The organism is Kitasatospora dryopteridis (assembly GCF_050749075.1).
Taxonomy (GTDB): domain Bacteria; phylum Actinomycetota; class Actinomycetes; order Streptomycetales; family Streptomycetaceae; genus Kitasatospora.
Window position 1 is genome coordinate 709,475 of the sequence record NZ_CP192749.1, and the last position, 24,366, is coordinate 733,840.

Genomic DNA, 24,366 nt, shown 5'->3' on the forward strand with positions numbered 1-24,366 from the left:
CCGCCCATGCCCCGCATCCTGCTCGTCGAGGACGACGAGGTGATCCGCGAGGCGACCCAGATGGCGCTGGAGCGGTACGGCTTCCCGGTCGACACGGCCGCGGACGGCCTCCAGGGGCTGGAGCGGTTCCGCGCCGCGCCGCCCGACCTGGTGCTGATCGACGTGATGCTGCCGCTGCTCGACGGTGTCGGCCTGTGCCGCCGCATCCGTGAGGAGAGCAGCCTGCCGGTGCTGATGATGTCGGCCCGGACGGAGGCCGTCGACGTCGTCTCCGGTCTGGAGGCGGGCGCGGACGACTACGTGGTGAAGCCCTTCGAGATCGCCGTCCTGGTGGCCCGCATCCGGACGGTGCTGCGGCGCACCGGTCCGGTACCCGCGCCGGTGCCGGAGACGGTCGCGGAGGCGCCCCCGCCGGGGCGCTCCGCGGTGCGGGTGATCGACGACCTGGAGGTGGACACCGACGCCATGGAGGTCAGGGTGGCCGGCGCACCCGTGCCGCTCACCCCGACCGAGCTGCGGCTGCTGCTCGAGTTCACCGCGGCGCCGGGCGTGCTGATGGAACGGCAGACCCTGCTGTCCCGGGTGTGGGACTACTCCTGGGACGCCGACAGCCGTGTGGTGGACGTCCATGTGCAGCGGCTGCGCGCCAAGATCGGGGCGGGCCGGATCGAGACCGTCCGCGGCTTCGGCTACCGGCTCAGGCGGGTGCCGTGACGCTCCGCCGGCAGATCGCCGCCGTCATCGCGCTGGTCTCCTGCCTGGTCGCGCTGACGGTCGCCGTGCTGGTCCACCGGGCGTCCGTCGACCAGCACACCGACCAGGCCCGCGCCTCCGCCGAGGCGGCCCTGGACGCCGTGCTGACCGGCTACGACCGCTCCGGTGAGCTGGTCGGCGGCTGGCACGCGGCGATGGACGACCCGGCGGTGCCGGCCGAGCTGCGGGCGCTGGCCGGACGCGGCCGGCAGGGCTCGGTGCTCGGCCCGAGCCCGGAGGGCAGGGCGATGTGGGCGGCGGCCGGGGTCGGCGGCCACGTCGTCTCCGTCCGGCTGGACTTCACCGGCGACGAGCAGGCCGTCGCCGACCTGGACCGCGCGGTGCAGATCGCCGCCGCGCTGTCCGTCGTCGTCACCGTGCTGGCCGGGGTGCTCGCCGCGGACCGGATCAGCCACCGGCTGCGCACCGCCGCCCGCACCGCCCGTACGATCGCCGCCGGCGACCTGGACGCCCGGATCGGGCCGCTCGGCCGTCCCCGCGACGAGGTGTTCGAACTGGCCGCCGCCGTCGACTCGATGGCCGCCGCCCTGCGCCGCCGGCTGGAGAACGAGCAGCGCTTCACCGCCGATGTCGCGCACGAGCTGCGGACGCCGCTGACCGGCCTGCTCACCGCCTCCGAACTCCTGCCGGACGGGCGTCCGACCGAGCTGGTGCGCAACCGCGTCCGGACCCTGCGCGACCTCACCGAGGACCTGCTGGAGGTCTCCCGGCTGGACGCCAACGCGGAGACGCCCGACTTCGCCGACCTGCCGCTGGCGCACCTGGTGGCCCGTACGGCGGCCGCCGCCGGACGCCCGGTCGAGCTGGTGGTCGCGGCCGACGCCGTGGTCACCACCGACCAGCGCCGCCTCGACCGGATCCTCGCCAACCTGGTCGCCAACGCCCATCGGCACGGCGCGCCCCCGGTCGCCGTCCGGGTGGAGGGGTCGGTCGTCACCGTCCGCGACCACGGGCCCGGCTACCCGGAGGAGGTCCTCCGCGACGGCCCGCAGCGCTTCCGTACCGGCGCCCAGGAACGCGGCCACGGCCACGGCCTGGGCCTCACCATCGCCCAGGGCCACGCCGAGGCCGTCGGCATCGCCCTCCGCCTGCGCAACCACCCCGACGGCGGCGCCGTCGCCGAGCTCCACCTCCCCCGCGCCCGCTGAACCCGGCCGGGCAGCCGCGATCCCGGCCCGGGCGGCGTTCGCATTGACGAACTTGTTCGTTACGAACATGTTCGTTACGCTCGAACGCAGGGGCGCCCGGCGTGGACGCCTCGCCGCCCGAAGGAGGAGCAGTATGTCGGACCAGCACTTTCCCCTCGTCGTCCTGGGCGCCGGGCTCGGTGGCCTCACCCTGGCGCGCGTCCTGCAGGTGAACGGCCTGCAGGCGGCCGTCTTCGACCTGGAGGCCTCGCCGGAGGCGCGGAGCCAGGGCGGCATGCTCGACATCCACGAGGAGTCCGGCCAGCAGGCCCTGCACGCCGCCGGCCTGTACGAGGGCTTCCGCACGCTCGTCCACGAGGGCGGGGAGGCGCTGCGGGTGGTGGCTCCGGACGGCACGGTGCGCCTGGACCGGGCGGACGACGGCGCGGGCGGCCGCCCGGAGGTGGACCGCAGCCACCTGCGCGACCTGCTGCTGGCGTCGCTGGCGCCCGGGACGGTGCGCTGGGGCAGGAAGGCGGTGGCCGTCCGGGCCCTCGCCACCGGCCGGCACGAGGTGGAGTTCGCCGACGGCACCGCGGTGACCGCGGACCTGCTGGTGGGGGCCGACGGGGCGTGGTCGCGGGTCCGCCCGCTGCTGTCCGCGGCGGTCCCCGCGTACACGGGCATGTCCTTCGTGGAGGCCGACCTCCGCGAGGCCGAGGCCCGCCACCCCGCCGTGGCCGCCCTGGTCGGCGGCGGCTTCTTCCTCTCGGTGGGCGAGGGGAAGGGCTTCCTCGCGCACCGCGAGCCCGACGGCAGCGTCCACGTCTACGCGGCGCTGCAGGCCGCGGAGGGCTGGCTGGACGGCCTGGACCTCGCCGACACGCCCGCCGCCAAGCGGGCCGTCCTGGCCGAGTTCGACGGCTGGGGCGAGAGCCTGCGGGCCCTGGTGGCCGACGCGGACGGCACGCTGGTCGGCCGCCGCATCCACGCCCTGCCGGCCGGTCACCGGTGGGACCGCACGCCCGGCGTGACGCTGCTCGGCGACGCCGCGCACCTGATGTCCCCGTTCGCCGGCGAGGGCGCCAACCTCGCGATGCTGGACGGCGCCGAGCTGGGGAAGGCGCTCGCCGCCCACCCCGGCGACACCGAGGCCGCCCTCGCCGCCTACGAGCAGGAACTCTTCCCCCGCAGCGCGGCCTCGGCGGAGATGTCCGCCGCCAGCATGGCCATGATGTTCGGCCCGGACGGCCTCCAGGGCCTGCTCGAGCAGTTCGCGGCGCACGCCCCGGACGGAGCGAACTAGTTCGTCACGAACACGGCTCGCTACGGTGGGGGCATGAGTACGCCCAGCCCTCGCCCCCGCAGCCGCCGCGAACGGCCGGCCAAGCCCGCCCTCACCCACCGGGGCATCGTCGCCGCAGCCGTACGGCTGATGGAGGCCGAGGGGCTGCAGAAGGTCACCATGCGCCGCCTGGCGCAGGAGCTCGACACCGGTCCGGCCTCGCTGTACGTCTACGTCTCCAGTACGGCCGACCTGCACGCCGCCATCCTGGAGGAGTTCCTCGGCGCGGTGGACCTGGGCCCGGCCACCGCGGACGGCGACTGGCGCGAGCGGCTCACCGCCGTCCTCGGCTCCTACACCCAGGTGCTGTTCCGGCACCCGGCGCTCGCCCACTCCGCCCTGCTGGCGAGGCCGTTCGGCCCGAACTACCTGGCCCTGGCCGAGGCCGTCCTCGCCCTGCTCCACGAGGGCGGGGTCCCGGACGCACAGGCCGCCTGGGGCGTGGACGTGCTGCTGCAGGTGGCCACCGCCACCGCGGCCGAGCAGTCCGCCCGCGACCACGACACCGCCGCCGAGTCCGACCACCGCGCCCTGATGGGAGCCCTCGGGGCGGTGTCCGCCGACTCGCACCCGCGGATCGCCGCCCTGGGCGCGGACCTCGTCTCCGGCACCCCCGAGGAGCGCCTGGCCTGGACGTTCCGCGCGGTCATCAACGGCACCCTGGCCACGCCCCGGACCGCCTGACCGCCGTCCTGCCTTCCGGTGCCGCGGGCGCCCGGATGCCGACCCATACTGAAGGCATGGCGCAGGACGCCCGGCCGGACCTGCCGCCGGCGGCTCCCGCCCCGCGGCGTCCGGCCGGCTCCTCGCACACCGCCGCACGGGGCGGTGAGGGCGGAAAGGACGGCACCATGTTCCACGACCGACGGGAGCGCCGGGAGGCCAACCGGGCCTTCGACCACGGCGACGGGGTGACCCACTACCGCATGCAGCAGAAGATGGTCTCCATCGGGGACGACTACTGGATCGACAACGACTCCGGGGAGCACGTCTACAAGGTGGACGGCAAGGCGCTGCGCGCCCGCCGCACCTACCACCTGGAGGACCGAGAGGGCCACCGGGTCGCGACCGTCCAGAGCCGGCCGATGCGGATCAAGGACTCGATGGCGATCGAGGACGGCGAGGGCCACCGGGTCGCCGTCGTCAAGAAGGCCATGATCAGCCCGCTCCGCAACCGCTGGACCATCAAGCAGGAGGACGGCGACGAACTCTCCGTCGAGGGCAACGTCGTCGACCACGAGTACACCATCGAGCGCGACGGCTACAAGATCGCCGAAGTCTCCAAGAAGTGGTTCCGGATCCGGGACACCTACGGCGTGAACATCGGCCCCGGCGCCGACCACCCCACCGTCCTCGCGGCGACCGTCGCCATCGACTCCATGGCCCACCCCGGCGACTGAGAGTCGAGCGAACCCGCTTCCGGCACCGCGGAGTCCGTGTCGATGCCGGTCCGGCGCCGCAGTCGTGCCGGGCACGGGGTTGCCGTGGGCGGAGGCGCCCTACGGCCGTACGCCGTCGATGGCGATCCGCAGGTGGCGGGGGCCGCGGAGGACGGCGTTCCGACGGTACGGGGGCGGGTCGTCGACGAGTCGCGGGTTGTCGAGCCGGCGGGCGAGTTCGACCAGGGCGATCTGGGTCTCCAGGCGGGCGAGCGGGGCACCGAAGCAGCTGTGGATGCCGCTGCCGAGCCCGAGGTGCTGGATGTCCTTGCGGTCGGGGTCGAACCGGTCCGGGTTCTCGAACCGCTCGGGGTCGCGGTTGCCCGACGCCAGGACGAGCCACATCGCCGAGCCCTTGGGGATGGTGACGCCGCGGATCTCGATGTCGGTGATGGGGGTGCGGTTGGGCAGCAGCTGCACGGGCGGCTCGTACCGCAGCAGTTCCTCGACGATCGGCACGGCCAGGCGCGGCTCGTCGCGCAGCCGCTGCAGGACGTCCGGGTGGCGCAGCAGGGTGAGCATGCCGTTGGTGATGAGGTTGACCGTCGTCTCGTGGCCGGCGATGAGCAGCAGGGCGGCGGTGCTGAGCACCTCCATGGTGCTCATGGGGCCGTCGGGCCCGTGGCCGGCGACGAGTTGGGAGAGCATGTCGTCACCGGGCGACTTGCGGCGGTCCTCGATCAGCCCGGCCAGGTACATCCCGAGCTGCATCCGGGCGTCCTTGGCGACCTTGAGGCGCTCGGCGGAGTCCTGGTCGGGCCGCGGGTCGAGCGTGCTGACGAGGGTGTCGGCCCAGCCGTGGAACTGCGGCTCGTCCTCGCGGGGGACGCCGAGGAGCCGGCAGATCACGGTGACGGGGAAGGGGTAGGAGAACCGGTCGACCAGGTCGATGGTGTCGCCCTCCAGACCGTCGATCAGGCCGGTGACGATGGTGTGCAGTTCGCCGCGCATGCCGTCGATGCGGCGGGGGCTGTGCGGCGGGCCGAAGGGCCGGTTGGTCATCGCGCGCTGCCGGTCGTGCTCGGGCGGGTCCAGCCGCAGGAAGTTCGGCGGCAGCACGTCGTCGCCCCCCTCCTCCTCCGGCAGCCCGGAGTCGGCGGCATCGGCCCGGTTGCGCCGCTCGGAGCTGATCCGCGGGTCGTGGAGGAGGCCCTGGATGTCCCAGTAGGTGCTGACCACGAACGGGCCGTTCCCCTCCCGGTGCACCGGGTTCTTCCGCAGCTCCGCGTAGACGGGGTACGGGTCGGCGCGGTTGGCGTAGTCGGTGATCTGCTGCGCGAGCGGGGCGTGTGTCATGGCGGGTCCTTGTACGGGTCCTCGGTGGGCCGGTGGTGGGCGTCGACCCGGGCGGTGTGCCGGGGCCGGCGCGGGTCACGCCCGGGCGGGGGTGAAGGTGATCCGCTGGTCGGCCGGGGAGTAGCCGCTGACGCTGACCGTCGGGCCGTGCGTGGGCACGGACGGGTCGGGGAAGGCGGCGGGGACGGGCTTCCGTCCTTCGGAACGCCGGTCCACCGTGGGGTACGGCGGGGGGAAGGGTGCGATCGACTCGATCTGCCGCTGGTAGAACTGGAGCCAGCGGCCGTGGTCGAAGGTGACCGCGCCGATGACGCGCCCCTGGTGGCCGTAGACGGCGGTGAACCGGCGCTCCTCGAGCGAGCCCTGGGTGACGAGGATCTCCTCGCCCATCGAGGGCACTCCCACGGACTTGATGTTGACCCCGAACTGGGAGGACCAGAAGGCCGGCACCCACAGGTGCGGGAGGCGGTCGGTCGAAGCGCTGATCATGTTGTGCGCGGCGATCTCGGCCTGGGCGACGGCATTGCCCCAGTGCTCCAGGGACAGGAACTGATAGCCGAACAGCGGGTGCGGGGACCGGGCCACGTCGCCGGCCACGAACACGTCGTCGGTGACGATGCCGCGGACGTCGAAGGCCCGGCAGCCCGCGTCGCAGGCGATGCCGCGGGGGCCGGCGCCCAGCCCGGAGCCGGCCAGCCACTCGGTGTTGCGGGTGGCACCGAGCGAGACGACGACCACGTCGGCCTCGACGGTGGCGCCGTCGGACAGGTGGGCGGCGCGCACCCTGCCGGCCGCGTCCCCCTCCAGGGCGGTCACCATGACGCCGCAGCGCAGGTCGACGCCGTGGTCGAGGTGCATCCCGGTGGCCACCTCGCCGATCACTCCGCCGAGGGCTCCCACCAGGGGGGAGGCGCCGCGTTCGGCGACGGTCACCGGGAGGTCCCGCTCCCGGCAGGCGGAGGCGATCTCCGAGCCGGTGAAGCCCGCCCCGATCACCAGCACCCGGCGGGTGCCGTCCTCCAGCCGGCGGTGCAGTCGCGCCGCGTCGTCGCGGCCGCGCAGCACGAAGACGCCGTCGAGTTCGGCCTCGGCCGGGTGGAACCACGGGCGGGCCCGGACACCGGTCGCGATCAGCAGCCGGTCGTACTCGAGCTCGTCGCCGTCGGCGAGCTTGACCTTCCGGGCGGCCATGTCCAGGCCGGTGGCCGCACAGCCGAGCCGCCACTCGGCGTCCAGGTCGCGCCGCCGGGGCAGCGCGGTGTGCTCGGCGGACGCCTTGCCCAGCAGCACCTGCTTGGACAGCGGCGGCCGGTCGTACGGCTCGTGGGGCTCGTCGCCGACCATGGTCAGCGAGCCGGTGAAGCCCTTCTCCCGGAGCGTCTCGGCGGCCCGCAGGCCCGCGAGGGAGGCGCCGACGACCACGATGCGGCCCTCGCGCCTGAGCCGCTCGACGTAGGAGTCGCCGTTCACCGCGCGCCCCCTTCCGCGGCCCCGGCACGGGCCGGCTCGGGCAGGTCGTCGCGGTCGTCCAGCAGGATCGCCTGGACGGGGCAGGCCGCGACGGCCCTCTCCAGCTTCTCCTTCTGGTCCGGATCGGCGTACGGGTTGTAGAGGAGGGCCTCGTCTCCGTGCATGGTGAAGACGTCCGGGGCGAGGAAGGCGCATTGCGCGTATCCCTGGCAGCGGTTGAGGTCGACCACCAGCCTCATCGGCTCCGCCTTTCGAGGGGGCACGTTCTCTGCCAGCCTCGGGCAGGGCGCGCGGTCGTGCGCGTCGGAGCTGCCCGGAGGGTGACCGGCCGTCCCCGGCCGTCCGCCGCGCCGGTCCGTTCCGGTGCTGGCCGTCCCGGGTGCCCGCGGGGGAGGATGCGGGGTGTGAGCGCGCCCGAGTCCCCCGAAGCCCGAACGCTGGTCGTGCTGCGGCACGCGAAGTCCGCCTGGCCCGAGGGTGTGGCGGATGCCCGCCGCCCGCTCGGCCCGCGGGGCCTGCGGGACGCACCGGCGGCCGGCCGGTGGCTGCGCGAGCAGGGCCTCGTACCGGATGCCGTGGTGTGCTCGCCCGCCCTGCGGACGCGGCAGACCCTCGGCCTGGCCGCCGAGCAGTGGGACGGGGCGCCGCCCACGGTCTTCGACGAGCGGATCTACGCGGCCGAGGCGGAGGAACTGCTCGACGTCATCCGCGGCCTCGACCCGGCGCTCGGCACCGTCCTGCTGGTCGGGCACATGCCCGGGGTGCAGGAGCTCGTGCTGCTGATGACCGCCGGGGCGGGTGACGACAGCAGCAGCGGCGACGACATGGAACGGCTCCAGGCCAAGTACCCCACCAGCGGCATCGCCGTGCTCGGACTCGGCGGCCCGTGGCGCCGCACCGCCGAGGGCACCGCCCGCCTGCTCGCCTTCACCGTCCCCCGCGGCTGACGCCCGCACCCCAGGGCCGGAAGCGGCGGCCGTGGTTCCGTTCGTCTGGCGGGCCTGCGCCGGGGGAAGGATGACTCCCGCGCCCGCCGCGGCGGCGGGCCTGGCAAGGGGGGCGGGGATGGGGATCTTCGGGCGGAGGAAACGGTCGGCCCACGGCGCCGTGCAGGATGCGGTGAAGCCCGTGCCTCCTGCGGTGAAGCCCGTGCCTCCCGCGGGGGCGCCGAGGCCGACCGGACCGCAGGACGGGCCGATGCCGGTCGGCGACGGGGAGGACGGCAGCCGGTGGGTCTACGAGGTCGCCGGGGAGTACTCCTCGGACACCTGGGCTCCCCCGGAGTCCGTCCGGCGCTGGTGGCGGCTGGATGTCAACGGCGAGGTGCTCGAAGGCCCCGTGGAGAACGAGCGCTTCGGACCGCCCAAGGACGACCTGCTGCGGGTCACCGACCCGTACGGGCCGCTGAGTTGGCTGGACGACCCGGAGGAGATGGTCCGCGGCTGGCTGGCCATCGCGCTGGAGCGGGTCGCCGACGGGATCAGCGTGCACTGGCTCAAGGTCACCGACAGCCCGCTCGTCCTCGCCGGCCACGACGCCTCGGACTTCGCCGTTCCCGACTTCGACGCACCACCACCGCCCCGGATCGGTGCGGCCGTCCCCGTCGGCCTCGGGCTCCAGTTGGAGGGCCACGCGCCCACCGTGCTGTGGGGGCTGCTGCTCTGGGTGATGATCAGCGACGGCCCCGACGCCGATCCGCGCCACAATGTGTGGCTCCGCCACGAGGTCGGCGTGGACCGCGCCGACGAGCTGCTGCGCGTGGTGCTCCAGGCACCGGACATCCGCTTCTGACCACCGTCGCCACCGGCATCGGCCGTGCCGGGGTCAGCCCGCTGCCGTGGCTCCGGTGCAGTGACGGCCGACGGTCAGGGCCAGGACAGGTGAGGGCCGGACAGCAGCAGCCACGGCAGTACCACGGCGGGGATCAAGAGCACAGCGAACCACGTGCGTCGGTGAGCGGCCCGGGTCGAAGCGAATACGGCGGCTCCGAAGCCGGCGGCCAGTGCTGCATAGCCGACGTACCAGCCGCGCTCGATGACATCGTGGCCCCACAGGCTGATGCCTGCCCGGTCCAGACTCTCGGCCAGCGCGTTCCCGGTGGCGGGCTCTCCCCAGCCCGCGGTGACGAACCCGCACTGGCTGACGACCAGGGCGCCGACGGCGACCAGGAGGAGCGTGGGCATCCGGTTGCCGGACTTACGGAAGGCTGCCCAGGACACGTACCCGCCGACAGCAGCCAGCGCCGGGGCGAGGGAGAGGAAGTAGGCGGCACTGTACAACCTTCCCCAGCGGGTGCCGCCCTCCAGGGGCACCGCCGCCGACGCCGCCCCCAGCAGCGGGGCGCTGTCCAGCCAGCGCCACAGCCCGGGGACCACCACCAGCAGCACCACCACGAAAAGTGCCACGGACACGCCTGCCAGCCATCGGCGGGCGCCGGGACCGAACCTCTCAAGATCCCATTCCTGGGCATTCGAACGCATGCGCGCACCTTAGCGGCACCCGCTCCTGCCGGGCACGCAATCAGCGGGTCGGGTCGGGAACGACGGTGTCGTCCGTCCGGTGGCCGAGGTGGCTGGTCACGCCGATGACGCCGTCCACGCTCCGGCACAGCCGCTCCACCATCGGGACCTGGCCGCGGTGTTCGACGGTGCCGACCAGGGTGACGAGCCCGTCGTGCACCTGGACGTCAAGCGTGTCCGGGTCGATGTCCAGGGTATTGCGGAGGACGTCACGGCGGATCTCCTCCCGGATCGCCCGGTCGTGGCGGAGGAAGACGCGCAGCAGGTCACTGCTGCTGACGATGCCGACGAGTCGTCCCGCCTCGTCCACGACCGGCAGCCGCTTGAGCCGCTTGCCCTGCATCAGCCGGACGGCCTCGACGACGGTCCACTCGGGCCGGGCGCACACCACCGGACTGGTCATCAAACCTGCTGCCGTGGTGGCCCTGCTGCGCGCGCGTTCACGGGGCTCCAGGTGCGGGGTGAGCAGCAGGCCTGCGGGATCCTCCTGGGCGGCTTCGTTGAGCAGCAGGTCGGCCTCGGAGACCAGGCCGATCGGCCGGTCCTCGTGGTCGAGTACGGGTACGGAGGTGATGTCGTGCTCGGCCAGGAGCCGGGCGATCTCCTTGAAGCCGGTGCCGGGCGGTACATGGACGACGGCGGAGGTCATCAGCTCTCCTACGATGCGGTGCCGCATGGGGACGGTGCTCCTTTCCGATTCGGGCGGGCCCGGACGGGCGCCGCGGGCGTGCTGGGGCCGTACGCCGGGATCAGGGCTTGGGGTGGCGGATCACGACCACGGGGCACGGCGCATGCTGCACGCAGTGCTGACTGACCGATCCCAGCAGCGCGCCGGTGAACCCACCGAGTCCCCGGCTTCCGACCACGAGGAGGTCGGCACCGCGGGCCGCGTCGAGCAGGCACTGCACGGCGCCGCCCTCCACCACGACGGTACGGACCTCGACCGGGTCGACCGCTCCGGCCGCCGACGCGATGCTCTCCTCCAGCGTCTTGCGTGCCATGCCGGCGAGGTCCTGGTCCACTTCGACCGGGACGGTCCAGCCGGTGGCCACCGGGTACTGCCAGGCGGTCAGCGCCTCGACCACGGCACCCTGCGGACGGGCCTGTTCGAGGGCCCACCGCAAGGCGTCGATCGAGGCGGGTGATCCGTCGACACCGACCACGATCCGTCGCCCCGATCCGGTCCGCTCACTCATGGCTTTCTCTCCCTGTCGTGTCCGATTTCCTCAACCATCGCTTGTCCGGCGGTGGTTGGTGAGGGCCCTGCGGGCCCGCATCGCCGGGACCTTCAGCCCGGCCCGTTGTCCCGCGCCGGTGACGGGACCGCCCGGGCCCACCGCGCGGGGTCCACGGGCCTCCGCCACCGGCGCGCCGCGCTCCGGCCCTACAGCACCGGAGTGATCAGGCCGTAGTGGCCGTCGTAGCGGTGGTAGAGCACGTTGCCGCGGCCGGTCGCGGCATCGGTGAAGAACACGAACGGCAGGCCGCCGAGGTCGAGCCGCGTGAGGGCTTCGGTGACGGTGAGCTCCGGCGAGCCGACGGTGCTCGTCGGCAGCCCCGGCACCGGCTCGGCCTGCAGGCGGGTCGTGGCCAGCCGGTACCCGTCGTCGTCGGTGTCCCGGTGGACCACGCTGTCGAAGCCGGTCGCGGCGTCGGTGAACAGATGGAAGTCGTAGTCCATCGCCTCCAGTTCGAGCACCGCCTCCCAGGCGGTCTGCCTCGCCAGGCTGTAGGACTTGTGCCGCACGATCCGCCGGTCCTCGCTGTGGCGCTCGTGGCGCTGCGGACGGTGCCCGCGCCCGGTGCGGTCGCCCCCGGCGTCCGGGGCCGTCCCGTGGTGGCGGTGGTGGTCCCGATGGCGGCGGACGCGGGCGATCCTGGCGTTCAGCCGGTCCTGGAGCAGGTCGATCGCCTCCTGCATGGTGCCGGCCGCCACGTGGGCCCGCACCGGCCTGCCGTTGACGTCGACGACGGCCTGGGCGACGGAGGGCCTGGCCACCGCGTGGTTGGGCTCCTGGGTGAGCTTGACCCGGGCGGCGAGGACCGGCTCGTCCAGCCGGTCCAGTACGGCGAGCAGCTTCGTCCTGGCGTAGTCGGGCGCGGCCAGGGTGACCTCGCCGCGGGTCTCCACCTGGACGCCGGTGGCGGGCCGGATCTGCAGTCGGTTCATCAGGGTTCCCTTCGTGGTGGGTTCAGGCTGCGGTTCGGGGCGCCGGCGGGCGGGGTGCTGCCGGGGCCGGGGCTGCGGGTCCCGGCGGCAGCGCGCGGACGGTGGTGCCGGTGGTGCCGAGGAGCGCGCCGAGGGCGTCGTCCATCGGTCCGATCACGGCGACGCGCCCGGCGTGGTCGGCGAAGGCGGCCGCGGCCTCGGCCTTGGGCCGCATCGATCCTTCGGGCAGGTCGAGTTCGCGCAGCCGGTCGGGGGTGACGTCGGTGATCGGGCCCGGGTGGGCGGCGCCGAAGCGGGTGAACACGTGGGTGACGTCGGTGAGGATCAGCAGGGCGTCCGCGTCGAGCCGATCGGCGAGCAGGGCGGCGGTGAGGTCCTTGTCGACCACGGCCTCGACGCCGCGGACGCGTCCGGTGTCGGGGTCGCGGACGACCGGGATGCCGCCGCCTCCGGCGGCGATGACCACGGATCCGGCGGCGAGCAGCGCCCGGATCGCCGGCATTTCGGTGATCGCGACCGGCCGGGGCGAGGGCACCGTGCGGCGCAGCCGGACGCCGTCGCGGGCGGTCGTCCAGCCCCGTTCGGCCTCCATCAGCCTGGCCTGACGATCGGTGAGGTGTCCTCCGACGAACTTGCCCGGCCGCCGGAACGCCGGATCGTGCGGGTCGACCTCGGTGTGGGTGATCAGCGCGGTCACGTTCCGCCCGGGCAGGCGGGAGGCCAGTTCGCGGGCGAGCAGGGTGCCGATCATGCCCTGGGTCTCGGCCCCGACGACGTCCAGCGGATAGGGCGCGGCCAGCGCCGGGTCGGCCTCGCTCTCGGCGGCGAGCAGGCCGACCTGCGGACCGCTGCCGTGGGTGATCACCACTTCGTTCCCGGCGAGGACGAGTTCGGCGAGCGATCGGGCGGCGTCGTGGACGTGTTTCTGCTGGACGGCGGCGTCGGGGTGCTCCCCGCGCCGGAGCAGGGCGTTCCCGCCGAGGGCGGCGACGATGCGCATGGTCAGTCCCTCCCGAGGGTGGCGACGAGGATCGCCTTGATGGTGTGCATCCGGTTCTCGGCCTGCTCGAAGACCAGCGAGGCGGGCGACTCGAACACCTCGTCGGTGACTTCGAGGCCGCCGTCCGGTCCGTGCTGCTCGGCGAGTTCGGTGCCGAGGTCGGTCCGGCGGTCGTGTAGGGCGGGCAGGCAGTGCAGGAAGGCGGTGTCCGGGTTGCCGGTCGCGGCCATCGCCTGGGTGTTGACCTGGTACGGCAGCAGCAGGTCGATTCGCTCCTTCCAGAGGCGGTGGTCCTCGCCCATCGAGAGCCAGACGTCGGTGTAGAGGTGGTCCGCGCCGCGCACGGCCTCCGCCACCTGGTCGGTGAGGGTGAACCGGGCGCCGCTTGCCCGGCCGAGCAGGAGGCACTCCGACACCAGCGTCGGGTCCGGCCACAGCTCTCGCGGTGCGGCGACGCGGACGTCCATCCCGAGCAGGCTGCCCATCGCCAGCAGCGAGTTGGCGGTGTTGTTGCGGGCGTCGCCGAGGTAGCAGAAGGAGATCTGCTCCAGCGGCTTGCCGCTGTGCTCACGCATGGTGAAGACGTCGCACAGGCTCTGGGTCGGGTGGCACTGGTCGGTGAGGCCGTTGTAGACGGGGACGCCCGCGTGCGCGGCGAGTTCGGTGACGGTCTCCTGGGCGGAGCCGCGGTACTCGATGCCGTCGTACATCCGGCCCAGTACTCGGGCGGTGTCGGCGACCGACTCCTTGTGCCCGATGTGGGAGCTGTCGGGGCCGAGGTAGGTGGTGGTGGCGCCCTGGTCGGCGGCGGCGACCTCGAAGGCGCAGCGGGTACGGGTGGAGTTCTTCTCGAAGATCAGGGCGAGCCGGCGGCCGGTCAGCCGCTGGGTCTCGGTACCGGCCCGCCGGGCGGCCTTCAGCTCGGCGGCGAGGTCCAGCAGGTGGTGGATCTCGGTCGCGGTGAAGTCGAACTCGCTCAGGTAGTGGCGGCCGTGCAGGTCGACGGTCATGACGGGTTGCTCCTCGGGGCCGGTCAGTTGGCGGGGTCGCGCTGGATCGGGCAGCTCATGCAGCGCGGGCCGCCGCGCCCGCGGCCGAGCTCGGAGCCGGCGACGGTGACGATCTCGATGCCCTGCTTGCGCAGGTGGGTGTTGGTGGTGGTGTTGCGCTCGTAGCCGACGACGACGCCGGGTTCGAGGGCGAGGAAGTTGCTGCCGTCGTCCCACTGCTCCCGCTCGGCCGCCCGGACGTCCTGCTCGGCGGACAGGAAGCGCACCTTGTCCACGCCGAGCGACTCGGCGAGGGAGGCCGCCAGGTCGGCGTCCGGGGTGACTTCGAAGCCGCTGGGCCGCTCGGGGGCAGGGGTGAGGGTCCACGAGCGCAGACCGTCCGCCAGACCCGGGTGGACGGCGAAGGCGTCCTTGTCGATCATCGTCATGACGGTGTCGAGGTGCATGAACGCGCGGCTCTCGGGCAGCCGGACGGCGATCAGCCGGTAGGCGGTTCCGGTCAGGAAGAGCTGCTGGGCCAGGGCTTCGACGGCCTGGGCGGTGGTGCGCTCCCCCATGCCGACCATGACCACGCCCGGGGCGAGCACGTGGACGTCACCGCCTTCCAGGCTGATGCCCGGGACGGCGTCGGTGCCGTCCATCAGCGGTGGCACGGTCTCGGCGAACAGCGGGTGGAAGCGGTAGATCGCGGCGGTGTGCAGGGTCTCCCGACGGCGGGCGGGCCTGGCCATCGGGTTGAGGCTGTAGCGGGCACCGACCCAGCAGGAGTTGTCGCGGGGGAAGAGGTGGTTGGGCAGTGGCGCCAGGGCGAAGTCCTGGTCGCCCAGCGTGTCCCAGAGCAGGCTGTGCGGCTTGCGGATCGGCAGGTCGTCCTTGAGGACGCCTCCGATCAGGTACTCGGCGAGGGTGGTGCCGTCCAGCTGACCGCACAGTTCGTGGACGGGTTCCACCAGGGCCGGTCCGACGGTGCCGGGGGTGACGACCTGTCCGAGCAGCCAGGCACGTGCCGGAGCCAGTTCGAGGGTCTCGGCGAGCAGGTCGGCGTAGTGGTGCACGCGCACCCCGTGGTCGCGCAGCACCTGGGCGAAGGCGTCGTGTTCCTCGCGGGCCCGCTTGACCCACAGGATGTCGTCGAAGAGCAGCTCGTCGACGTTGCCGGGGGTGAGCCGGGTGAGTTCCAGGCCCGGGCGGTGAAGGACGACCTGGCGCAGCTTGCCGGCTTCCGAGTCGACACGGAGGGTGGACATGGGTGCTCCTTGGTCTCAGTGCTGGTGGCGCGGCATCAGCGCGCGGCGGAGGACGGTCGGCAGGCCCGCGTGGCGAGTGGTGCGGGCCGCCGCGGGCAGCGGCCGGTCGTGCGGGGCCCCGCCGGTCTCGGCGAGCGGCGTTGCGGTGACGGCGTCCGTTCCGGCGGCGTCGCCGTGCGGGCGCTTCAGCCAGATGTAGACCGGGATGCCGATCAGAACGGTGAACAGGCCGTAGTAGACGGTCTGGTAGCCACTGCCCTGGATCGACCAGTACGAGAATGCGAGGGCCAGGACGGTGACGGTCACGTCCCGGGCGAAACGGCGCCGGTTGGTCTCCTCACGGCCGTGCTGGACCAGCCGGTGGAGCTGGGCGGCGGCCGAGACCAGGTAGGGGATGACCGCGGTCAGGACGCTGAGCAGCACGATTCCGGTGAACACCTCGGTGAACCGGGTGTAGCTGATCACGGTGAGGGCGGAGGCGAGCACGGTCGCCGAGACGATGCCGAAGGCCGGGACCTCGCCGCGGCCGCGGACCTTGCCGAAGGCCTCCGGGAAGAGTCCGTCGCGCGCGGCGGCCAGCGGCATCTCGGCGCAGATCAGGGTCCAGCCGTTGAGCGCGCCGATGCCGGAGACGATCGCGGCGGCGGCGACCAGGTTCCCGGCCCAGTGGCCGCCCGCGATGTTGTTCATCGCGTCGGTGAACGGCGCGGTGGAGGCGCCGAGTTCGGCGTGCGGCACGGCTCCGAAGACCGCCAGGGTGCCGAGCAGGTAGATCGCGGCGCAGGCCAGCGTTCCGTACAGCGTGGCCCGCGGGACGTTGCGTCTCGGTTCGCGGACCCGGCCGGCGGCCACCGAGGCGGTCTCCAGGCCGATGTAGCTGAACAGCGCGATCGCACCTGCCGCCGAGACCGCTCCGAGCGCCGAGGTGCCGCTCGCGTTGAAGGCGCCGAAGTTCCCCGGCTCCACGAACAGCAGACCGGCCGTCGCCATGAACGCCAGCGGCAGGAACTTCAGCACCGTGGTGACGACCTGGAACGCGCCGATGGTGCGGGCGCCGGTCAGGTTGACGATCGCGGGCACCCACAGGCCGACCAGCGCGATCGCGATCGAACCCCAGGTGTGGTGGCCCTTGTTGACGAACACCTCGACGTACCCCACCCAGGCCACCGCGATGGCCGCGTTCCCGGCCCAGGCGGTGATCCAGTACGACCACGCCGTCAGGAATCCGGCGAACTCGCCGAAAGCCTCCCGGGCGTAGACGTACGGCCCGCCGCTGCCCGGCACCCGCTCCGACAGCCGGCCGAACGTCACCGCCAGCGCCAGCGCCCCGAGCGTCACCAGGACGAACGCCACCAGCGCGATCGGCCCGTACGGGGCGAGCGCGGACGGCAGTGCGAACACGCCGGTGCCGATGATGCTGCCGACCACCAGTGCGGTCGCGGTCGGCAGGCCGAAGCCGCCGGCCGGTCCGGACGGACCGTCATGTGTGTTCGGCGGTCGGGACTCTGCGCTGCCGTGTATCGACATCAGGCGCTCCTTTGCGATCTGCTCGGGCGAACGGACGGCACCGGTCGGCCCGTCGCTCACGGTGAAGATCCTCCGAGCGCGGCCGGGTCCGTTCCCAGGGACCGTCGGTCCCTGTCCGACCGGCCGTCAGTCCCGCCTCCGGGCCCCGGTGGTCCCGCACGGGCGGTCCGACCGACGGGAGGTCGACCGCCGGAGGCCGGCCGGTCCCGGGATTGCGGGGCCGTCAGGGACCACTGGCCCTCTCCTTGGCCCGGTCGGTCCCTGTGCCCGCCGGGTCGACGCCGACAGAGTTCTCAGGGCGCAGGATCGACAACGGTTCCGGCCGCACACCGCCCGATCGCCACAGGAGGAAAGAGATGACGCGCTGGGTTCTGACCGGGACCGACGGATCGCCCCGGAGCGAGTCGGCGGTGCGGTGGGCCGCCGAGGAGGCCGTCCGCCGCGGCACCGGCCTGCGGATCCTGCACGCACGGCCCTGGCCGGACACCGCGTACGCCCACGGCTCCCTCGCCTCGGACCTGCGCCCGGCCGCGCTGCGTGCCCTGGCCGAGACCGCCGAACGGGTCCGCCGGGCCCACCCCGGTCTGCTCGTCGAGACCGCCGTGGTCGACGAGGACCCGGCCGACGCCCTGCTCTCGGCCGCCAAGGGCCAGGAGCTGCTCGTTCTCGGTTCGCGCGGGCTCGGCGGCTTCGCCGGGCTGCTGGTCGGCTCGGTCGGTCTCGCGGTGGCGGCCCGCGTGGACGTCCCGCTGGTCCTGGTCCGATCGAACGGCACCGCCGAGCCGGAGGACGCCGGACCGGCCCGTCGGGAGATCGTCGTCGGCGTGGACGGCCACCACGCATCGGAGGCCGTGCTGGACTTCGCCTTCGCCGAGGCCGCCCGACGCGGAGCACGGCTGCGCGCGGTCCACGGCTGGGACCTGGTGCCCGCATGGACGGCCGCCGGCTGGGTGCCGCCGCAGGTGAACGCCACCACCCGGGAGGCCACCGAGCAGGCCGCCCTCGCCAAGGCGCTCGCCGGGGCACACGCCGCTCACCCGGACGTCGACCTGGTCGCCGAAACCCGGCTCGGCGGGGCGGCCCACGCCGTGGTGGCCGCCTCCGCCGGGGCCGACCTCGTCGTCGTCGGCCGCCGCGACCGCCACCACCCCGTGGGGATACGGCTCGGTTCCGTCGCCCACGCCGTGCTCCACCACTCCGCCGCCCCGGTTGCGGTGGTCCCCCACGGCTAGGGCATGTCCGCCCGCTCCCGAGCACGTACCCATCCGTAGAGGAGTTCCCGATGGCCGGCACGCGCCGCACCCGCATCCCCCGCCCATGGCGCAGGCACCTGTGCCGGGCCCTCGGCACAGAGCACAACGACCTGGCGCGGGCGGTGGACCGGGCCCGCAGCCGCTCACTGGTCCTCGCCGCGCTGGTGGTCGGCCTGGCGGCGGTGCTCGGTGCCGCGTTCGCCAGGGCCGACCTCGGTACGGCCGAACGCCGCGCCGAGGCGGCGGCATCCCGCCTGCACCGCGTCGACGCGGTCCTGCTCACCGCGGCCCGCTCCACGGCCGGCACCCCCGACGCGCAGACCGACCGCTACCGGGCCGCCGCGGCATGGACCTACCCCTCCGGACAGCCCAACACCGGCACGGTCGGTCTGGCCCGGTGGGCCCGGGCAGGCTCCACCACCGCCGTCTGGGTCGACGACACCGGCCGGCTCGCCACTGCCCCACCGAGCACCGCCGAGCTGCTCCCCGGCGCCGTGAGCTCCGGCCTGCTCGTCCTCGGCGGACTGCTCGCCCCCGTCGCCTGCGGTCTCGGCCTCCGGCTGACCGGCCTGAACCGCCGGGCCGACGCTGCCTGGCAGCAGTCCTGGGCCGAGTTCGAACCGGTCTGGACCGGACGCGCCGCCCGCAAGCCCCGCAACGGCGACGTCCGTCGCGACTGAGCAGGCACCGCCCCGGGTCGGGGGCCGACCGAACGGGCCGTCACCGAGGTGCACGGTCGGGCACGTCGCCGGGCGAAGAGGGCCGACCGGTCGAGCGGCGCGTTCAGGCCGCCGTTGTCGGTGGACCGGCGTGCTCAGCGCCCCAGCGGGGCCGACCAGACCAGGTGGGTGCCTCCCGGCCGGAGAGGACAGTTCGAGCAGTCCACCGAGGTTCTCCGCACGCTCCGCCATGTTCCGCAGGCCACTGCGCCGCCCCTGCTCGGGGATGCCGACGCCGTCGTCCTGCACGGCGAGCACCACCTGCGTGCCGGTGGCCCGGAGGGAGACCTCGACCCGGCCGGCCCGGGCCCACGGCCAGCAGGTCGCCGACCCGGACCTCGGCGAGCGGCACCGTGCGTACCTGGTCACCGGTACGGCGGCGGGCCGATCGAGAGGCGTGCTCCAGCAGGTGGTGCAGGTCGTGGGAGGCACGGCGTTCCGCGCCCGCGTCCAGCCAGCGGCCGGTTGCGAGCATCAGCGCGATCAGCGCACCGGCCAGGTACTCGCCGGTGGCGAGGGTGCCCGCCAGTGCGAGGACTGCTATCAGGTCGACACCGGCCCGCCACCGGCGCAGGGCGCTGACCGCCCAGGCGAGGGAGGGGATGATCGCCAACGCGGTGCCGGCGGCCCAGCACGCATCGGCGAGCGTTTCGGCGCCGACGAGCCAGGCGATCCCACCGACGGCCGGGGCAGCGCCGGTGACGGCGGTCAGGGCCGGTTCCAGCCGGTCGCGCGGGCCGTGGGCCGTACGCCGTACCGTCTGCTCGTCCCCGTGCAGCTCGGTCATACCCGGACCTCCTGTCCCCCAGTTCACCGAACCCCACGAGTCCTGGTGGATACCAGGGGCTTTCGGGTCCCGTCGATTGGGCCGGGCGGGTCGCGGCGGCTTACTGCGACGGTTGTGCGCAGTCGGGACCGGCCGGCTACGACGCAGACGGTGTCGGCACCGGCCGCCGCGCCGGTGTACGACGAGACCGGGCAGGTCGTGCCGTTCGGCGCCCGGTCCGGGGCCGGACGGCCCAGGCTGACCACCGCCCCTTGCGGAAAGGCTGCAAGAGAGGGGGGACGCCGAGGAGGTGGTCACGGTGATGTACTGGGACGGCGGAGGCTGGGCGTGGATGATGTTCATGCCGCTGCTGTGGATTGCCCTGATCGGCCTGATCGTCTGGGCGGCCGTCCGTCTCGCCCACCGGCCGGGCGGCGGGCAGAGCGAGGGCGACCGGCCCGGCCCCGGGCCGCGCCACGAGACGCCGCGCGAAATTCTTGACCGCCGGTACGCCTCCGGTGAGATCGACAGCGACACCTACCGCGAGGCCCGCGAGCACCTCGCCGACCAGCCGCCGAGGCAACGATGACCGGGCTGCGCGGACGCCGGCTGCCGCTCACAGTGCTCGTCGTTGCCGTGGCCGCGCTCGTCGCCTCCCTGGTGTGGGTCACCGGCGGCACCGGTAGCTCTCCGTGGCGTACCGGCCCGGGCGCGATGATGGGCTCCGTCTCCACCGGCGCCCCCGTGCGCTCGTTCGCCGACGCCGACCGGGCCGCCGAACGCTTCGCCGCACCGCGACAGCTGCACGTCGGCGAAGTGATGCTGTTCAGCAACGGCTACTACGCCGAACTCCTCGACCGGGCAGGCCGGCGTGCCACCGAGGTCCTCATCGACCCCGGCAGCGGCACCGTCCGTCTCGAATACGGCCCGGCCGTGATGTGGAACACCGCCTACGGCAGGATGCCCGTGCCCACCCGCGCCACCGCGGTCGGCCCGGACCGGGCCGTCGACATCGCCGACCGGTGGCTGGCCGGCCACCGCCCCGGCGAGCACGCCGCCGAACCGGACGCCTTCCCCGGCTACTACACCCTCCACACCCTGGACGGCACGGGCCGGATCACCGGCATGCTCTCCGTCAACGCCGCCACCGGCCAGGTCTGGCACCACACCTGGCACGGCACCTTCATCCAGCTGCAGGAACACCCCGAAACCGATCCAGGGCGCAACGAGTAGATCCGGCACCGGTGCGACGCACGGGCGGCGCTTCGGGCGCCCCGCCACCGCGAAGCGGCGGATGGACGAACTCGGCCGGCCGTTCGTGTTCTTCGCCGACACGGGCACCGGGCGCGGCAACATCCTCTACCACCGCCATGGCGGGCCACTACGGCCTGATCGCACCCGCCGACTGATGCCGGCCACCGGCCAGGGCCGGACCCAACCCTGCACCGCCCGACCGCCACGGCAGCAGGAGGCGTCCTGTGCGCGGGGTCAGACCGCGTGGAGGCCGTGCGCGGCGAAGACGGCGCGGGCGGCGGCCGTCTGGTCGGCGGTGGGTGCCGGGGTGTCGGCGAGCGTGAAGTCGAGGCCGAGTGCGCGCCATTTGGCGGCGCCGAGTCTGTGGAAGGGCAGCACGTCCACCCGGCTGACGTTGCCGAGTGAGGCGGCGAAGGCGGCGATGCCTTCGACGTTCTCGGTGGCGTCGGTCAGGTGGGGGACGAGGACGAAGCGGACCCAGACCTCCTTGCCGAGGTCGGCCAGGCGGCGGGCGAAGTCCAGTGTGGGCGCGAGCTTCCGGCCTGTCAGGTGGCGGTAGAGCGTGCGGTCCCAGGACTTGATGTCCAGCAGGACGAGGTCGGTGTCGGCGAGCAGCGCGTCGGTGGCGCGGTCGCCGAGGTATCCGGAGGTGTCCAGGGCGGTGTGCAGACCCAGTTCGGTCTTGAAGCGGTGGAGCAGCTCGCCGGTGAGGACGGGCTGGAGGAGCGGTTCGCCGCCGCTGATGGTGGCGCCGCCGCCGGAGGTGTGGATGAACCCGGTGTAGTTGGCGGCTTCACGGACGATCTCGTCGGCCGAGGTGCGGCGGCCGTCGCGCATGTGCCAGGTGTCGGGGTTGTGGCAGTAGAGGCAGCGCAGCGGGCAGCCGGCGAGGAAGGCGACGAATCGGGTGCCGGGGCCGTCCACGCCGGTGGACAGGTCCCAGGAGTGCAGCATGCCGGTCACCGCGCGCCGGGTGGCGGCGCCGGCCGGGGTGACGGCGGGAGTGGCGGGGGGTACGGCTGCTCCGGTCATCCTCGTTCTCCTTGTGCGGGGGCGCGGTGCCGGCGCCTGTGTCGCGGGCGTCGGCACCGTGCCCGGGCGGGCGGGGCTACAGCGCCTCGTGGAAGGTCCGGTTGATCACGTCGAGTTGCTGCTCCCGGGTGAGCCGGACGAAGTTGACCGCGTAGCCGCTGACGCGGATGGTCAGCTGGGGGTACCTGTCGGGGTGCTCCATCGCGTCCAGCAGGGTGTCCCGCTGGAGGACGTTGACGTTCATGTGGAAGCCGCGGCAGGCGACGTAGCCGTCCAGCACGCCGACCAGGTTCGCCGTCCGCTCCTCGTCCGTGCGCCCGAGCGCCTCGGGGGTGACGGTGTTGGTGAGCGAGATGCCGTCCTCGGCCTGCTCGTAGGGGAGTTTGGCGACCGACAGGGCGGCGGCGACGTAGCCGTGCCGGTCGCGGCCGTTCATCGGGTTGGCTCCCGGGGAGAACGGTTCGCCGGCCCGGCGGCCGTCCGGGGTGTTCCCGGTCTTCTTGCCGTAGACGACGTTGGAGGTGATGGTCAGCACGGACTGGGTGTGCTCGGCACCCCGGTAGGTCGGGTGCCTGCGCACCTTCTCCATGAACTCCTCGACCAGCCGCACCGCGATCCCGTCGGCCCGGTCGTCGTTGTTGCCGTACGCCGGGTACTCGCCCTCCACCAGGTAGTCGACCACCAGCCCGGTGTCGTCCCGCACGGGCCGCACGGTGGCGTACCGGACGGCGGACAGCGAGTCGGCGGCCACGGCGAGGCCGGCGATACCGCAGGCCATGGTACGCCGGACGTCCCGGTCGTGCAGGGCCATCTCCAGGCGCTCGTAGGCGTACTTGTCGTGCATGTAGTGGATGACGTTCAGCGCGTGGACGTAGGTGGCCGCCAGCCAGTCCATCTGCACGTCGAGCGCGGCCACGACCTCGTCGTAGTCCAGGACTTCGCCGGTGAGGGGTGCGGTCTCGGGGCCCACCTGGGCGCCGGAGATCTCGTCGCGTCCACCGTTGATCGCGTACAGCAGCGTCTTGGCGAGGTTGACCCTCGCGCCGAAGAACTGCATCTGTTTGCCGACCGGCATCGCGGAGACGCAGCAGGCGATCGCGGTGTCGTCGCCGAAGCGCGGACGCATCAGCTCGTCCGACTCGTACTGGACGCTGGAGGTGTCGATCGACACCTTGGCGCAGAACTCCTTGAAGCCCCGCGGCAGCCGGGGCGACCAGAAGACGGTCAGGTTCGGCTCCGGGGCCGGGCCCAGGTTGTAGAGGGTCTGCAGGTAGCGGAAGGAGGTGCGGGTGACGAGGGGGCGGCCGTCCTCGCCGATGCCGCCGATCGACTCGGTGACCCAGGTCGGGTCCCCGGAGAACAGTTCGTCGTACTCCGGGGTCCGCAGGAACCGCACGATCCGGAGCTTGACGACGAAGTCGTCGACCAGTTCCTGGGCCTGCTGCTCGGTCAGGAGGCCGGCGTCGAGGTCTCGCTGGAGGTAGATGTCGAGGAAGGTGGAGGTCCGCCCCAGCGACATCGCGGCACCGTTCTGTTCCTTCACCGCCGCCAGGTAGGCGAAGTACAGCCACTGCACGGCCTCGCGGGCGGTGGCGGCCGGCCGGGAGACGTCGTGGCCGTAGGACGCCGCCATCTGCTTGAGCTCGCCCAGTGCACGGATCTGCTCGGCGAGCTCCTCGCGCTCGCGCAGGACCTCCTCGAGCCGGTGCGGGTCGCGGGGCGGGGCGTCGAGCTGCGCCTTCTCGGCCCGCTTGGCCTCGATCAGCCTGTCCACGCCGTACAGGGGCACCCGCCGGTAGTCGCCGATGATCCGCCCCCGGCCGTAGGCGTCGGGCAGGCCGGTGATGATGCCGGCCTTCCGGGCGGCGAGGATTTCCGGGGTGTACGCGTCGAACACACCGTCGTTGTGCGTCTTGCGGTACTCGGTGAACACCTTCTCCAGCGCGGCCGGGACGGGGTAGCCGTAGGTCTTCAGCGCGCCCGCGACCATCCGCCAGCCGCCGTTGGGCATGATCGCGCGCTTCAGCGGGGCGTCGGTCTGCAGGCCGACGATCAGCTCCTTCTCCCGGTCGATGTAGCCCGGCGCGTGTGCGGTGATGCCGGCGGGGATGTCGTACGCGACGTCGAGGACGCCCTTGGCCCGCTCCTCGGGGAGGCGGTCGGTGATCCGGCCCCAGACCGCCAGGGTCCGCCCGGTCGGGCCGGCCAGGAAGGCGGCGTCGCCGTCGTACGGGGTGTAGTTGTGCTGGACGAAGTCACGCACGTCGATCGCGTCCCGCCACAGGCCGCCCCGGAAGCCGTCCCAGGCTCCGCGGGTGGCCGTCTGCGCCTGTCGGACAGTCATTTTCGCTGCTCCTGTCGTGGGTTCCTGACACCATGGTGGTGCTGGACGGACGGCCCGGCCCAGGTCCGTGGGGC

At 73.4% G+C, this 24,366-nt stretch carries 24 protein-coding genes and 1 pseudogene; 11 read left to right on the top strand and 14 right to left on the bottom strand.

The genetic code is table 11. The annotated features are described in order from the left end of the window. Window positions 1-6 precede the first annotated feature (6 nt). The 5 genes from cseB to ACQ614_RS03190 all read left to right on the top strand — a co-directional run bounded on the left by cseB (window position 7) and on the right by ACQ614_RS03190 (window position 4,646). A complete protein-coding gene (cseB, locus tag ACQ614_RS03170) occupies window positions 7-714 on the top strand; it encodes a two-component system response regulator CseB (RefSeq protein WP_431676604.1) in 708 nt (235 codons plus the stop codon). Continuing rightward, window positions 711-1,922 (top strand): sensor histidine kinase, encoded by a 1,212-nt coding sequence (locus tag ACQ614_RS03175; protein ID WP_431676605.1) that lies wholly within the window; start codon window positions 711-713, stop codon window positions 1,920-1,922. The genes cseB and ACQ614_RS03175 overlap by 4 nt, the downstream gene beginning before the upstream one ends. 133 nt (window positions 1,923-2,055) lie before the next feature. After that, window positions 2,056-3,207: an FAD-dependent oxidoreductase gene (locus tag ACQ614_RS03180; protein WP_431676606.1), complete on the top strand. Its 1,152-nt coding sequence runs from the start codon at window positions 2,056-2,058 to the stop codon at window positions 3,205-3,207. 33 nt (window positions 3,208-3,240) lie between these two features. Beyond that, entirely contained in the window at window positions 3,241-3,930 is a 690-nt protein-coding gene (locus tag ACQ614_RS03185; RefSeq protein WP_431676607.1) for a TetR/AcrR family transcriptional regulator, read from the top strand. A 56-nt stretch (window positions 3,931-3,986) separates the two neighbouring features. Next, window positions 3,987-4,646, top strand: coding sequence for an LURP-one-related/scramblase family protein (locus tag ACQ614_RS03190; RefSeq protein ID WP_431676608.1), 660 nt, complete (start codon window positions 3,987-3,989; stop codon window positions 4,644-4,646). Window positions 4,647-4,745: 99 nt separating this feature from the next. Here ACQ614_RS03190 and ACQ614_RS03195 read toward each other — a convergent pair whose 3' ends face one another. The 3 genes from ACQ614_RS03195 to ACQ614_RS03205 form a co-directional block, all read right to left on the bottom strand. After that, on the bottom strand, window positions 4,746-5,981 hold the full coding sequence (locus ACQ614_RS03195) for a cytochrome P450 (RefSeq protein ID WP_431676609.1): 1,236 nt from the start codon (window positions 5,979-5,981) through the stop codon (window positions 4,746-4,748). Window positions 5,982-6,056: 75 nt separating this feature from the next. Further along, window positions 6,057-7,451, bottom strand: a complete 1,395-nt coding sequence (locus ACQ614_RS03200) for an NAD(P)/FAD-dependent oxidoreductase (protein ID WP_431676610.1) — start codon at window positions 7,449-7,451, stop codon at window positions 6,057-6,059. Then, complete coding sequence (locus ACQ614_RS03205) at window positions 7,448-7,690, bottom strand: ferredoxin (RefSeq protein ID WP_431676611.1); 243 nt, start codon at window positions 7,688-7,690, stop codon at window positions 7,448-7,450. The genes ACQ614_RS03200 and ACQ614_RS03205 overlap by 4 nt, the downstream gene beginning before the upstream one ends. A 165-nt stretch (window positions 7,691-7,855) precedes the next feature. On the opposite strand from ACQ614_RS03205, the gene ACQ614_RS03210 reads away from it, so the two are divergent. Both ACQ614_RS03210 and ACQ614_RS03215 read left to right on the top strand, forming a co-directional pair. Then, window positions 7,856-8,398 (top strand): SixA phosphatase family protein, encoded by a 543-nt coding sequence (locus ACQ614_RS03210; RefSeq protein WP_431676612.1) that lies wholly within the window; start codon window positions 7,856-7,858, stop codon window positions 8,396-8,398. Between the two features lie 250 nt (window positions 8,399-8,648). Beyond that, window positions 8,649-9,242, top strand: coding sequence for a hypothetical protein (locus tag ACQ614_RS03215; RefSeq protein WP_431676613.1), 594 nt, complete (start codon window positions 8,649-8,651; stop codon window positions 9,240-9,242). Between the two features lie 74 nt (window positions 9,243-9,316). Here ACQ614_RS03215 and ACQ614_RS03220 read toward each other — a convergent pair whose 3' ends face one another. The 8 genes from ACQ614_RS03220 to ACQ614_RS03255 all read right to left on the bottom strand — a co-directional run bounded on the left by ACQ614_RS03220 (window position 9,317) and on the right by ACQ614_RS03255 (window position 16,825). Continuing rightward, a complete protein-coding gene (locus ACQ614_RS03220; RefSeq protein WP_431676614.1) occupies window positions 9,317-9,862 on the bottom strand; it encodes a hypothetical protein in 546 nt (181 codons plus the stop codon). A gap of 109 nt (window positions 9,863-9,971) precedes the next feature. Continuing rightward, on the bottom strand, window positions 9,972-10,646 hold the full coding sequence (locus ACQ614_RS03225; RefSeq protein WP_431676615.1) for a CBS domain-containing protein: 675 nt from the start codon (window positions 10,644-10,646) through the stop codon (window positions 9,972-9,974). Between the two features lie 73 nt (window positions 10,647-10,719). Continuing rightward, window positions 10,720-11,166 carry a universal stress protein gene (locus tag ACQ614_RS03230; protein WP_431676616.1) on the bottom strand — a complete coding sequence of 149 codons (447 nt, stop codon included), beginning with the start codon at window positions 11,164-11,166 and terminating at the stop codon, window positions 10,720-10,722. A 188-nt stretch (window positions 11,167-11,354) separates the two neighbouring features. Continuing rightward, window positions 11,355-12,140, bottom strand: coding sequence for a ribosome hibernation promotion factor (locus ACQ614_RS03235; RefSeq protein WP_431676617.1), 786 nt, complete (start codon window positions 12,138-12,140; stop codon window positions 11,355-11,357). Between the two features lie 22 nt (window positions 12,141-12,162). Then, window positions 12,163-13,140, bottom strand: a complete 978-nt coding sequence (locus ACQ614_RS03240) for a carbamate kinase (RefSeq protein ID WP_431676618.1) — start codon at window positions 13,138-13,140, stop codon at window positions 12,163-12,165. Between the two features lie 2 nt (window positions 13,141-13,142). Next, on the bottom strand, window positions 13,143-14,150 hold the full coding sequence (gene argF, locus ACQ614_RS03245; protein ID WP_431676619.1) for an ornithine carbamoyltransferase: 1,008 nt from the start codon (window positions 14,148-14,150) through the stop codon (window positions 13,143-13,145). 23 nt (window positions 14,151-14,173) lie between these two features. Further along, entirely contained in the window at window positions 14,174-15,397 is a 1,224-nt protein-coding gene (locus ACQ614_RS03250; RefSeq protein WP_431676620.1) for an arginine deiminase, read from the bottom strand. A gap of 15 nt (window positions 15,398-15,412) precedes the next feature. Continuing rightward, the gene (locus ACQ614_RS03255) at window positions 15,413-16,825 is read right to left on the bottom strand and encodes an amino acid permease (RefSeq protein WP_431683812.1); all 1,413 of its coding nucleotides are present in this window, start codon (window positions 16,823-16,825) and stop codon (window positions 15,413-15,415) included. 455 nt (window positions 16,826-17,280) lie between these two features. Between ACQ614_RS03255 and ACQ614_RS03260 the strand changes: the two genes are divergently transcribed. Beyond that, window positions 17,281-18,156: a universal stress protein gene (locus ACQ614_RS03260; protein ID WP_431676621.1), complete on the top strand. Its 876-nt coding sequence runs from the start codon at window positions 17,281-17,283 to the stop codon at window positions 18,154-18,156. A 50-nt stretch (window positions 18,157-18,206) separates the two neighbouring features. Then, window positions 18,207-18,857 (top strand): Rv1733c family protein, encoded by a 651-nt coding sequence (locus ACQ614_RS03265; protein ID WP_431676622.1) that lies wholly within the window; start codon window positions 18,207-18,209, stop codon window positions 18,855-18,857. A gap of 134 nt (window positions 18,858-18,991) precedes the next feature. Here the strand turns inward: ACQ614_RS03265 and ACQ614_RS03270 are convergent. Further along, window positions 18,992-19,205 (bottom strand): annotated as a pseudogene (locus tag ACQ614_RS03270) (ATP-binding protein); the annotation flags it as partial. A 776-nt stretch (window positions 19,206-19,981) separates the two neighbouring features. On the opposite strand from ACQ614_RS03270, the gene ACQ614_RS03275 reads away from it, so the two are divergent. Then, on the top strand, window positions 19,982-20,251 hold the full coding sequence (locus tag ACQ614_RS03275) for an SHOCT domain-containing protein (RefSeq protein WP_431676623.1): 270 nt from the start codon (window positions 19,982-19,984) through the stop codon (window positions 20,249-20,251). Further along, the gene (locus tag ACQ614_RS03280; RefSeq protein ID WP_431676624.1) at window positions 20,248-20,895 is read left to right on the top strand and encodes a hypothetical protein; all 648 of its coding nucleotides are present in this window, start codon (window positions 20,248-20,250) and stop codon (window positions 20,893-20,895) included. Before ACQ614_RS03275 ends, ACQ614_RS03280 begins: the two co-directional genes overlap by 4 nt. A gap of 255 nt (window positions 20,896-21,150) precedes the next feature. Here ACQ614_RS03280 and pflA read toward each other — a convergent pair whose 3' ends face one another. Together pflA and pflB are read right to left on the bottom strand one after the other, a co-directional pair. Then, window positions 21,151-21,948, bottom strand: coding sequence for a pyruvate formate-lyase-activating protein (pflA, locus tag ACQ614_RS03285; protein WP_431676625.1), 798 nt, complete (start codon window positions 21,946-21,948; stop codon window positions 21,151-21,153). 76 nt (window positions 21,949-22,024) lie between these two features. Further along, window positions 22,025-24,292, bottom strand: a complete 2,268-nt coding sequence (gene pflB / locus ACQ614_RS03290; RefSeq protein ID WP_431676626.1) for a formate C-acetyltransferase — start codon at window positions 24,290-24,292, stop codon at window positions 22,025-22,027. Between the last annotated feature and the right edge of the window lie 74 nt (window positions 24,293-24,366).

Bases quoted from the DNA above. Each gene is read 5' to 3' on its own strand.
- ACQ614_RS03190 (WP_431676608.1), top strand. From the start codon at position 3,987: ATGGCGCAGGACGCCCGGCCGGACCTGCCGCCGGCGGCTCCCGCCCCG.
- pflB (WP_431676626.1), bottom strand. From the start codon at position 24,292: ATGACTGTCCGACAGGCGCAGACGGCCACCCGCGGAGCCTGGGACGGC.
- ACQ614_RS03180 (WP_431676606.1), top strand. From the start codon at position 2,056: ATGTCGGACCAGCACTTTCCCCTCGTCGTCCTGGGCGCCGGGCTCGGT.
- ACQ614_RS03240 (WP_431676618.1), bottom strand. From the start codon at position 13,140: ATGCGCATCGTCGCCGCCCTCGGCGGGAACGCCCTGCTCCGGCGCGGG.
- ACQ614_RS03185 (WP_431676607.1), top strand. From the start codon at position 3,241: ATGAGTACGCCCAGCCCTCGCCCCCGCAGCCGCCGCGAACGGCCGGCC.
- ACQ614_RS03225 (WP_431676615.1), bottom strand. From the start codon at position 10,646: ATGCGGCACCGCATCGTAGGAGAGCTGATGACCTCCGCCGTCGTCCAT.
- ACQ614_RS03260 (WP_431676621.1), top strand. From the start codon at position 17,281: ATGACGCGCTGGGTTCTGACCGGGACCGACGGATCGCCCCGGAGCGAG.
- ACQ614_RS03215 (WP_431676613.1), top strand. From the start codon at position 8,649: ATGCCGGTCGGCGACGGGGAGGACGGCAGCCGGTGGGTCTACGAGGTC.
- ACQ614_RS03205 (WP_431676611.1), bottom strand. From the start codon at position 7,690: ATGAGGCTGGTGGTCGACCTCAACCGCTGCCAGGGATACGCGCAATGC.
- cseB (WP_431676604.1), top strand. From the start codon at position 7: ATGCCCCGCATCCTGCTCGTCGAGGACGACGAGGTGATCCGCGAGGCG.
- pflA (WP_431676625.1), bottom strand. From the start codon at position 21,948: ATGACCGGAGCAGCCGTACCCCCCGCCACTCCCGCCGTCACCCCGGCC.
- ACQ614_RS03195 (WP_431676609.1), bottom strand. From the start codon at position 5,981: ATGACACACGCCCCGCTCGCGCAGCAGATCACCGACTACGCCAACCGC.
- ACQ614_RS03235 (WP_431676617.1), bottom strand. From the start codon at position 12,140: ATGAACCGACTGCAGATCCGGCCCGCCACCGGCGTCCAGGTGGAGACC.
- ACQ614_RS03280 (WP_431676624.1), top strand. From the start codon at position 20,248: ATGACCGGGCTGCGCGGACGCCGGCTGCCGCTCACAGTGCTCGTCGTT.
- ACQ614_RS03230 (WP_431676616.1), bottom strand. From the start codon at position 11,166: ATGAGTGAGCGGACCGGATCGGGGCGACGGATCGTGGTCGGTGTCGAC.
- ACQ614_RS03250 (WP_431676620.1), bottom strand. From the start codon at position 15,397: ATGTCCACCCTCCGTGTCGACTCGGAAGCCGGCAAGCTGCGCCAGGTC.
- ACQ614_RS03265 (WP_431676622.1), top strand. From the start codon at position 18,207: ATGGCCGGCACGCGCCGCACCCGCATCCCCCGCCCATGGCGCAGGCAC.
- argF (WP_431676619.1), bottom strand. From the start codon at position 14,150: ATGACCGTCGACCTGCACGGCCGCCACTACCTGAGCGAGTTCGACTTC.